This is a genomic window from Streptacidiphilus sp. MAP5-3, from assembly GCF_041262505.1.
Lineage (GTDB): Bacteria > Actinomycetota > Actinomycetes > Streptomycetales > Streptomycetaceae > Streptacidiphilus.
On record NZ_JBGCCL010000035.1, the window covers coordinates 69,933 to 76,274 of the forward strand.

At 67.8% G+C, this 6,342-nt stretch carries 6 protein-coding genes; 2 read left to right on the forward strand and 4 right to left on the reverse strand.

Annotated features, from left to right (window positions below):
* Positions 1 to 5: 5 nt before the first annotated feature.
* Positions 6 to 290 (forward strand): hypothetical protein, encoded by a 285-nt coding sequence (locus tag ABH928_RS32570; protein ID WP_370072281.1) that lies wholly within the window; start codon positions 6 to 8, stop codon positions 288 to 290.
* Positions 291 to 397: 107 nt separating this feature from the next.
* Here the strand turns inward: ABH928_RS32570 and ABH928_RS32575 are convergent, their stop codons facing one another.
* From ABH928_RS32575 to ABH928_RS32590, 4 genes are read right to left on the reverse strand one after another with little or no spacing between them, the layout of a single operon-like run.
* Entirely contained in the window at positions 398 to 832 is a 435-nt protein-coding gene (locus tag ABH928_RS32575; RefSeq protein ID WP_370072282.1) for an NUDIX domain-containing protein, read from the reverse strand.
* A 35-nt stretch (positions 833 to 867) separates the two neighbouring features.
* A complete protein-coding gene (locus ABH928_RS32580) occupies positions 868 to 1,659 on the reverse strand; it encodes an SDR family NAD(P)-dependent oxidoreductase (RefSeq protein WP_370072283.1) in 792 nt (263 codons plus the stop codon).
* A 2-nt stretch (positions 1,660 to 1,661) separates the two neighbouring features.
* On the reverse strand, positions 1,662 to 2,768 hold the full coding sequence (locus tag ABH928_RS32585; RefSeq protein WP_370072284.1) for a hypothetical protein: 1,107 nt from the start codon (positions 2,766 to 2,768) through the stop codon (positions 1,662 to 1,664).
* Positions 2,765 to 4,675, reverse strand: a complete 1,911-nt coding sequence (locus ABH928_RS32590; RefSeq protein ID WP_370072285.1) for a nucleotidyltransferase domain-containing protein — start codon at positions 4,673 to 4,675, stop codon at positions 2,765 to 2,767. Before ABH928_RS32590 ends, ABH928_RS32585 begins: the two co-directional genes overlap by 4 nt.
* A 218-nt stretch (positions 4,676 to 4,893) precedes the next feature.
* Here ABH928_RS32590 and ABH928_RS32595 point away from each other — a divergent pair, with 218 nt between their 5' ends.
* On the forward strand, positions 4,894 to 6,162 hold the full coding sequence (locus ABH928_RS32595) for an XRE family transcriptional regulator (protein WP_370072286.1): 1,269 nt from the start codon (positions 4,894 to 4,896) through the stop codon (positions 6,160 to 6,162).
* Positions 6,163 to 6,342 lie beyond the last annotated feature (180 nt).

The window sequence follows — 6,342 nt, forward strand, 5'->3', positions numbered from 1 at the left end:
ACGCCATGACCGACACCACGCTCGACCATGAGCCCTCCGGCCGCCGCGGCGGCTCCAACGTCCCGATTGAGATCCGAGTCAAGGCGATGACGGATGAGCTCGCTCGGGGACGAGCTCGGTACCTCAGCGCGACCATCACCGACTTCGTTCAGTACCGTGGCGCGTGGTGGATCTTGGACCGCGAACTCTGGTTTGTTGTGGATGATGAGGAGCTCATCGTTAGCTTGAACTCCGCCTCCGAGATGATGGCTGATGCCAGTATTAGGGGAAAGTCCAGTCGTCACGCTTGAGTTCCCCGCCGTAGCGTCAACGACGCGTGTACCCGGCGTAGCCGGAGTGCTCTGTAAGAATATGGGATCTGTTGTGGGCCCCACTCTCGTTTCGACAGCCCCGTGACTTACGGAGTGGTCAGCAGGTCGCCGTGTTCTACGGCCTGGCGCAGGACGGCGGCGAACTCGGGCGGCATCAGATTGACCTGGTCCAGGGCCTGGGTGCTGAGCGGGACCTCTTCAAGGAGGTATTCGCCGCGGTCGGTGCGTGAGAACTCCGGGCCCGTACGGTCGGCGAAGTTCCAACGCTCAACTAGGGCAAGGTAGAACAGTTCCTTCTCGCCTTTGTCGTTCTCCATTTCGTGGAGCTGGCGCAGGATCTGTGCGGTCCCGGCGATCTCCTCGCCGATCTCACGTAGCAGGGCGGCGTGGCGGCTGGCGTCGGTGTCTTCGACGCCGCCGCCGACGGTGACCCAATACGGGGCGATGCCGGGTCGGATGCGCTTGATAAAGAGCATCGTGTTGTTCGGGGTGATGAGGATGGCGCGAACCCGTTCGGTCACGGTCTTGATCTCCTCGTGGCTGCGGATTGTGGTGGTCAGTGGAGGAGCCACCCTCCGTCGACGTGCAACGACTGGCCGCTGATGAACGATGCGCCTGGGCTGGCGAAGAAGGCGATCGCTGCGGCGACGTCCTCTGGCTGGCCGCGGCGTGGGACGCACTGGCGGTCGATCTGGTCTTCGGGGCGGGGGCGATGGTGTTTGGGCAGGTCGTTCTCTGCGGCGACATGGATGGCTCCCGGGACGACAGTGTTCACGCAAATGCCGTGTGGGCCAAGCTCCCTGGCCAGGGAGCGGGTGAAGCCGAGGAGCCCGGCTTTGGCGGTGCTGTAGGCGGTCAGACCGGGGCGGCCGGCACGGGCGTTGACGCTGCCGATGTTGATGATGCGACCCCACTGGCGCTCGATCATGCCCGGTGTGATGGCTCGGCAGGTCCGGTAGTGCATGGTGAGGTTGACGTCGAGTGCGCGGGCCCAGGCTTCCTCGTCGGTCTGCGCCCAGGACAGCCGGGGGTAAGCGCCGGCGTTGTTGACGAGGATGTCGATGGGGCCGAGCTCGTTGGTGACTTGGCTGGTCATCATCGCCACGGCGTTGGGGTCGACGAGATCCGCACTGATCTCGATGCCGCCGGGGCCCACGCGGTGCATGTCGGCCAGTACGGCGCGGGCCTGTCCGATTTGGGCGAAGTGGTTGACGGCGACCGCAGCACCCGCATTTGCGAGGGCTCTGGCCGTGGCGGCGCCGATGCCGGTTGCGCCTCCGGTGACGAGGGCGACCCGCCCCTGCAAGGGGCGAGCGCTGATGGGCAGGTCGAGCAGGGACGTTGTCATCATTACTCCAGCGGGCTTGTGAGGTCTGGAGGCGTCTGGGTGTGGGCGAACAGCTCGCCGTCGACGAGCTGGGCTTCCGCGAGCTTCGCCAGCAGCAGGAGCAGGTCGCTGTCGGTGAAGTGGCTCGGCGGGAAGACGCCGAGGATCCGCGTGGTCAGGAACGGGCGCAGCAGGGCGAGCGGGCGGCCGGGTGGCAGGTCGGCCGCCTGGCCGAGATCGGTGGTGAGGCGGTCGTGAAGCCGGGTGAGGGCCGCGTGGCGTCCTGGGCCGACGGTCCAGGTGCAGGCGAGGTCAAGTTGCCGCTGCTGCGGGGAGAGTTGCGCCTGAAGGAGCGTCGGGTAGGCCGTAGGCGGCAGATGGAGGGCGAGAGTTCGGGCGTAGGTGTCGGGCTGGTAGGTGGGAACGAGCCAGCCGCCCATGGCAAGCAAGTACCACCAGAGGTTGGCGATCTCGCCGGGGAGGGTGTTACGGCCGGCATGCTCGAAGTCGAGCCAGCATGCCCCGGTGGCGCTGGCGGCGATGTTGGGCTCGGTCGGATCGCCCTGGGTGATAGCCGACACCCATTGGCTCGTGGGACGTAGCGCCTGGCGGGCGTCGCGGATGGCCTTGGGCACGTCCAGGGGTACCTCGGTGCCGTTGAGGGTCAGTGTGAAGCCGCGCAGCTCCCGCACCGGGAACTTGTCGCCCTTGCCTGGGCCGGGGATGGTGAGGTCGGGGCGGAGGTACCAGGCGTCGATGCGGCCCGCGTGGCGGATCCGGTCGAGGTACAGCGCTGGCACGCAGTCGGACAGGGCCGCGGTGCGGCCCGTACTGGCGGCGGAACCGATCAGGTCGTCACACACGGCGTCGATCAGCGCGACCACGAGGGGGAGGGCTGCGGGGTCCCGGTCTGCGGAGGCGATGAGGTCCCCCAGCAGGTGCTGGCAGCGCCCGGAGGCGAACACGTCCTCGTACGCCAGGACATGTTCGCGGTTGCTGCTTGGGGTGACCGAGTGCAGTGCGGGGACCTGGAGCCTGCCCGCGACCTGCTGCCATCCCCGCACCTCCGCCTCAGCCTGTATGGGCGCGAGCGCCTTGTGGAAGATCCAGGTGTCCTGACGCGTGGTCATGCCGCAGCCCGGATCGTGGGCATCGTGGCAAGCCAGTGGCTGAGCACGCGGTGGGCCAGGTCCTGTGCCGCGTCCCGGTCGGTCCGGGCTCGCTGAGGCAGCCCCGGCCCTGAGACTTGGTCTTCCTGGGTGAGCCGGGTGAGGGCCTCGTCGTCTTCCGGGCATTCGGTGCCCTCGAAGCGCAGGAGGACCTTGGCCAGGAGTGCGGTGATCTTGTACAGGGCGCGCAGATCCGGGGCACCCTTCAACAACTGGCGGCGGATCTCGACGGCCGACTGGATGCCTGCCTCCAGACTCGCCGCGATGTCGTCGTCCAGACCCGGGGCCGGGATGGCCAGGCTGGGCCGGGCCCAGAGCGGGAGCAGGGAGCCGGTGCCGAGCAGGGTGAGCACGTGCAAGAGGCGCGAGGTGACCGCTCCGGCGCGGCACTCTTCTTGGCTGAGGACGGTCAGGCCCAGCTTCACCGGGCCGAGTTCGCCTTCCAGGGAGGCGAGGATAGTGCGGAGTTCCGTGATGCGGTCGTGCTCGGCGATGACGAACACGTCCAGGTCGCTCCAGCCGTGCTGGTACTTGCCGCGGGCGCCGCTGCCAGTGACGGCCAGCAGGTCGATCAGCGGCTCTTTGCGCGCTTCGGTGCTGGTCGTGCGTTGCAACAGGGCGGTCAGGAATGCCTCCAAGCGGACCGGCAGGCCAAGCGAGTTGACCGGCGTGGTGGCCGGTGCGACCAGAGGCCAGGCGGCGTCCCGTGTAATCCGGTCGAACTCACGCTCAAGGCGCAGGCGGGAGCCGTTGTTGTCGATCACGGTCTCGGCGAGCTTGCTGATCGCCTCTGCGCCCCTGGCGGCCTTCACGCAGTCCCGCTCCGTGACGTCGCGGGGGCCCGCGGTGCCGCGCCGGGACCGGACGGCGGCGTCGGTGTCGAGGTAGGTGATGGCGATCTGGCTGCCGAGCATCCGGCGCAGTTCGGCGGTGACCTCGAACTCGTGGAGGGACTCCAACGAGAACCGGTCGTGGAAGTGGTGGGCCGATGCGTAGCGGTCGAGCCCGTCCAGGAGCAGCTCGGCGCGGACCACAGGGGCGATCGAGTAGGGATCGGGGATGCCGGCGCGGTGGGCGGCGTCCTCGATCAGATAGCCGATTTTGAGGCGTGCGTAGCCGTGGTGGGTTCGCAGGTACTCGCCCGCGGTGCTCTTGCCGCTCTCGGACATTCCGCCGAGCGCGACCACCCTGACCTCGGGCAGGCACCCGGTGGGCACAAGGAGTGTGCTCGGGTGCAGGCGACGGCGGATGTCGTCCTGCACCGCGACCACAGCCCTTCCCGCCACGACGATGACGTCGTGGAAGCGGCCTTCGGCGATCACCCGGTGGATCTGCACATGCAGGTGGCGCTGGTAGTCCGCGTAGGTCGGTGTGACGCTCTTCTCGTGCGAGAGGGATCGGGACGTGCCGATCACGGGGTCCTCGTCATGGAGGAGGCAGATGCCCAACTCCTTCGCCTCAGCAGCCGTCAGTTCCTCTGCGTAGGGCTCCAGCAACTCGCGTGCCCTGTCAGCGGCCTGCTCCGGATCGAGGCGCTCGCGCACGGCTACTGTCGCGGCCAACGACGCCTCCAGCATCGGGAGGCCGCGGTCCATCAGCAGTAGCCGGGCACCGTCGCCCTCGACGCGAAACCGGGCGAGGTAGGAGTTGGCGAGCACGTCGGCGACCTCCTCGACCGGCCCACTGTCAAACCACCAGTCACCCATACCGCGTGCCTTGATGTCCTCCCAACGCGGGTCGTGTGCGTCGAGCGGGCCCGTCGCACGAGCGTCCTGGCCGACGCGGCGCGCCAGGATGCCGATCTGCTTGGTCTTGCCGGTGTTGTCCGCTCCGCTGAACGCGACCCTCACCACGTCGACGCCGCTCACAGTGAGCCTCCGATCAGAAGGGTTCTCCCATGTCCGGGACGTACGGCCCGGAAGTGCGAGTACACCCAATCTCCGGTGCTAGCAAAAGCGTTCGATGGTCATGGGGGTGTCATGCAGGAGTCCTCGTTTGCGTCCGGAAGAGCCATGGAGGGTGGTGTCATGGACGAGTGGAAGCGCCAATCCAGCACCCGCTCGCCTTCGCCCGACACCTCAAGGGCATGTCCCAGAGCGACCTCGCCACGGGCGTGAAGGACGCCGCGCGCCGCCAGGATCGCAGGGCCGGCACCACGAAGCAGCAAGTGTCCGTCTGGGAGCGGCCGGGCGCTCGCCCACCGGACGACTGGTACCAGCTCCTCATCGCCGACGCCCTTGGCGTCAACCCCGCCGATGTCACCGCCCTGGGCTGGCCCTACTGGCTGCCCGGCTGCGAAGCGCCCATCCCCCTGGGAACAGGAGCGTCGGTCGCCGCACTCAGAGAGGCCCAACGCCGCGCCATGCTCGACCGTCGCACCATCCTCGCCATCACACCCGTCGCCCTCGCCTCGCTGGCGCACCAGTGGGCCACCCTCGACCCCGCTCTTGCGGCGACCGCGGCCGACGGCCAACGGGTCGACCCGGAATTCGTCGACTGGCTAGAGGCAAGTGTCCGGCACCTCACTGCGCTGGCGACAGCCGAGCGCCAACACACGGCCCAGCTCCTGGACAGCTACCTCGACACCGTCGTCGGTCTCCTGGAGAGCGCGCACTACAGCGAAGCGACGGGCCTCCGCCTCCACGTGCTGGCGGCTTCCCTTGCACAGACCATCGGCTGGCACAAGTTCGACTACGAGCACCACGCAGCAGCCGGACGCTACTGGCACGCCGCCCTTCACTCCGCCCATCAGGCCGGCGACAGCGACAGAGGTGCCGGAATCCTGTCCGACCTCGCCTACCAGAGCATCTGGCTCAGGCAGGCAGCGCCCGCCGTTGACGTCCTCGACCACGCACTGACCCGCACCCAGGACCACACCGCCCGAGCCCTCCTCCACGTCCGCAAGGCCCGCGCCCACGCCATGCTTGATGAGGGCCGCTCCTGCCGCCGGGCACTCGACGCCGCAGAACACTCCCTCAACACCGCGACCGACGAACCACCCGCTTGGTGCTCGTGGATGGGTCCTGCTGATCTATCGGTCGACGCAGGCCGCTGCCTGATTGACCTCGACGAGCCTGGACCAGCACACCACCAGATCACTCAGGGTGTTGAACTCCTACCGAAGTCCCGGGACAAGACTCGCACCGTCTTCCTCGCCTACGAGGCCGAAAGCCTCCTACAGCAACGCGAAATCGACCAAAGCGCCGCCACCGCCTACGAATCGCTGCGACTTGCACAACAGATCGGTGCATCCCGCTGCATTCGGCAGGTCCGGCAGCTCGCACCAGCATTCCAGAAGCACCAGGGCGTTGAAGGAGTCGACCGATTCCTCGACGCTGCTCGAAGCGCCGCCTGAACGGGCGCAGGAGCGCCGGGAAGCCCGTGCCAGCCAAGATGCTGGTGTGGCATGGTGAGGAGCACTGCCCGACCGTCGCCCAGCTCGAGCAATGCTCAAGACCTGTGGATCGGTTCCGGGACGGCACGCGGAAGGCGTACCTTCCCGAATGATCCGTAAGGTCTCCGAGTAGGCCCGCGT